The sequence below is a fragment of the Corallococcus sp. AS-1-6 genome (assembly GCF_020037015.1).
Classification (GTDB): Bacteria; Myxococcota; Myxococcia; order Myxococcales; family Myxococcaceae; genus Corallococcus.
Map to the genome: position 1 here is coordinate 1 of NZ_JAIQDE010000078.1, position 2,872 is coordinate 2,872.

Annotated in this window: 2 protein-coding genes; both read left to right on the forward strand. The window is 66.5% G+C overall.

All coding sequences use genetic code 11. The annotated features are described in order from the left end of the window. Window positions 1-28 precede the first annotated feature (28 nt). Complete coding sequence (locus K8612_RS39760) at window positions 29-478, forward strand: DUF5372 family protein (RefSeq protein WP_223765921.1); 450 nt, start codon at window positions 29-31, stop codon at window positions 476-478. Beyond that, on the forward strand, window positions 475-2,844 hold the full coding sequence (locus tag K8612_RS38690; protein ID WP_223765920.1) for a recombinase family protein: 2,370 nt from the start codon (window positions 475-477) through the stop codon (window positions 2,842-2,844). Before K8612_RS39760 ends, K8612_RS38690 begins: the two co-directional genes overlap by 4 nt. Window positions 2,845-2,872: the final 28 nt, after the last annotated feature.

Sequence of the window (2,872 nt, forward strand, 5' to 3'; positions counted from 1 at the left end):
GGAAAACCCATCTCAGCGCACCCCACGTATGCAGCCATCGTCGCGGGATTCGGTGATCATCACCCACCCGCTCCACCCCTTCGTGGGCCGGTCGCTTCCCTTGCTGCAACAGCTGCGGTACCTGGGCCGGACCAGCGTCGTCCTGCGCTTTCCTGACGGACATGCCGCGAAGATGCCTGCGGACTGGACGGACCTGCGGCCGTGGCCTCCACCGCTCAAGTTGCGTGGGAAATGTCCGAAGTTGCACCCCGAATCGCTCCGGGAGCTGAGTGTCTTGCTGGAGGAGTTGGACCAGAGGTCTGCCTCGCATGGCCAGCAAGTCAGTGCGTCGGAAAAGAAGCTTCCGCCAGTGGCCGACGCCGGGCGCTCTCTACACGGCGCTGCCCGAGGCGCTCCGGCTCGAACTGCTGGGCGTGCTGGCCGACGTGCTGCTGAAAGCCGTGACCAGGCCCCCCGAGTCCCGCGAGGCAAGCGATGAATTCCAAGGTTCGACCCGAACACCTGGCTCGCCCCGCCCGGGTGTACATCCGCCAGTCCACCCTCATGCAGGTCCACGAGCATCGGGAGTCGACCGAGCGCCAGTACGCCCTGGTCGAGCTGGCGAAGAAACTCGGGTGGGACGCCGCCCAAGTCGAGGTCATTGATGAAGACCTGGGACTGAGTGGCGCCAGCGCCACCTCGCGCAAGGGCTTCCAGCGGCTGACGGCCGAAGTCAGCATGGGCAAGGTGGGCGCCGTCCTGTCGCTGGAGGTGTCGCGCCTGGCGCGCTCCTCGGCGGACTGGCATCGGTTGCTGGACCTGTGCGCGCTGTCCGACACGCTCATCATCGATGACGATGGCGTCTACGACGCCAACGACTTCAACGACCGGCTGGTGCTGGGAATGAAGGGCACCATGAGTGACGCCGAGCGCCACGCCATGCGTCTGCGCTTGCAGGGCGGCATCCTGCATAAGGCGAAGAAAGGCCAGCTCGTCTTCTCGCCTCCGACTGGCTACGTCTTCGAGAATGGCGCGCTCGTCTTCGACCCCGACGAGCAGGTGCAGCGGGCGGTCCGCCTGCTCTTCGAGCGCTTCGGCTTGGAGGGGAGCGTCAATGGCACCGTGCGCTACTTCAACCGTCACCAACTGCTGTTTCCCTCGCGGCGCGCCCATCGAGACGCTCCCGCGCAAATCGAATGGCATCCGCTGACCGTTCCGCGTGCGCTGGCCGTGCTGCGTAACCCGGCGTACGCAGGTGCCTACGCGTGGGGACGCAACCGAGACCGGCGTGCACTCGTGGAGGGCGAGGTACGACGCAAGCACGAGAAGCTCCAGGCGCGCGAGCAGTGGCACGCGTTTCTGCCGGACGCCCATCCGGCTTACATCCCCTGGAGTCAGCACGTGGAGAACCTGCGGCGCATCGAGGAGAACAGCGCCGCGCGAACGCGCGCGCCAGGGCGCGGAGCCGTTCGCAATGGCCCGGCCCTGCTGCAAGGGCTGACGATATGCGGCAGGTGCGGGCGACGGATGAATCCGGTCTACCCCTTGGCGGACCTGTCCTGCTACCAGTGCAGCCTGCGCCTCCATGGTGAGGCGAACTGCTGGTCCACGGTGGCCCACCGCATTGATGCCAAGGTGAGCGAGGCCGTCCTCCAAGCCTTCGCGCCGCCCGAGTTGGACCTCTCGCTGGCAGTCCTCAAGCAGGTGGAGCGCCAGTCGGCCGAGGTGGACCGCCAATGGAAGCTGCGTCTGGAGCGGGTGCGCTACGAGGCCCAGCGCGCCGAGCGTCAGTACAACGCGGTCGAGCCGGAGAATCGCGTGGTGGCTCGCACCCTGGAGACGCGCTGGAACCAGAAGCTCCAAGAAGTGGCGCAAGTCGAGCGGGAGTATGAGCAGGCGCGGAGCACCCACGGGCTGGAGCTGTCGGACAAGGACAAGAAGAAGATTCTGGCCCTGGCGCGCGAGCTGCCCAAGCTCTGGAGCGCGCCCACCACGACGAATGCGGACAAGAAGCGCATCCTGCGGTTGCTGATTCAGGACGTCGTCCTCGTGCCCGTGGACGTGCCCCAACGCTCCACCCGGATTCGCATCCTCTGGAGGACGGGCGCCACCAGCGAGCTGCAGGTGCCCCGGCCCACCATGGACGAGGCCCGCCGGATGCCGCCTCAAGTCCTCGAGGAGATTCGCCGGATGGCCCAGCAGCACCTCAGCGACCCGCGGATTGCCGAGGAACTCAATCGGCGAGGTTTCAAGAGCAACCGGAAGAGCCGCAGTGGCCATTTCACCCAGTCGTCCGTGGCGACGCTTCGCAGGCGCAAGGGTATCCCGGCGGGACGTCGCTCTGGATGGAGCCACGTCCAGGTGCCCGAGCGGGACGAGCAGGGGCGCTATTCCATCCGCGGCCTGAACGCGTGCTTCGGAGTGACAGCCTCGATGGTCCTCTACTGGGTCAAGAGCGGCCAGTTGACCCCTGTGCCCGGCCACGTGCCCATGCGCGGGCTCAGCAAGCAGCCCTTCTGGTTTGAGATGACGCCCCAACTCCAGGCGCTCCTGGCCAGAGCGCGCCGCCAGGGCTACGCGCGGGACAAGCCACCGGACCACGCCGACCGTCGACGACCGCCGCCTCGCTTGCCAGACGGCCGGTACTCCACTCGCGGCCTCATCGAGAAGTACGGAGTAACCGATGCCGTCGTGCGGTACTGGATAAAGAAGGGCCTTCTCAAGCCGGAGCGGGACCTGCCCAGGGGCTTCTTCTGCTTCCGGCTGACCCCCGCCATCGAGCGCCGCATCCAAGCTGCTCTTACACACGGAGCGAGCCGCCAAAGGAAGAGGCAACATCATCGTCGTCGCAGCCACTCCCGCTAACACAGGTGTTTTGATGCCAGTTCCGGCA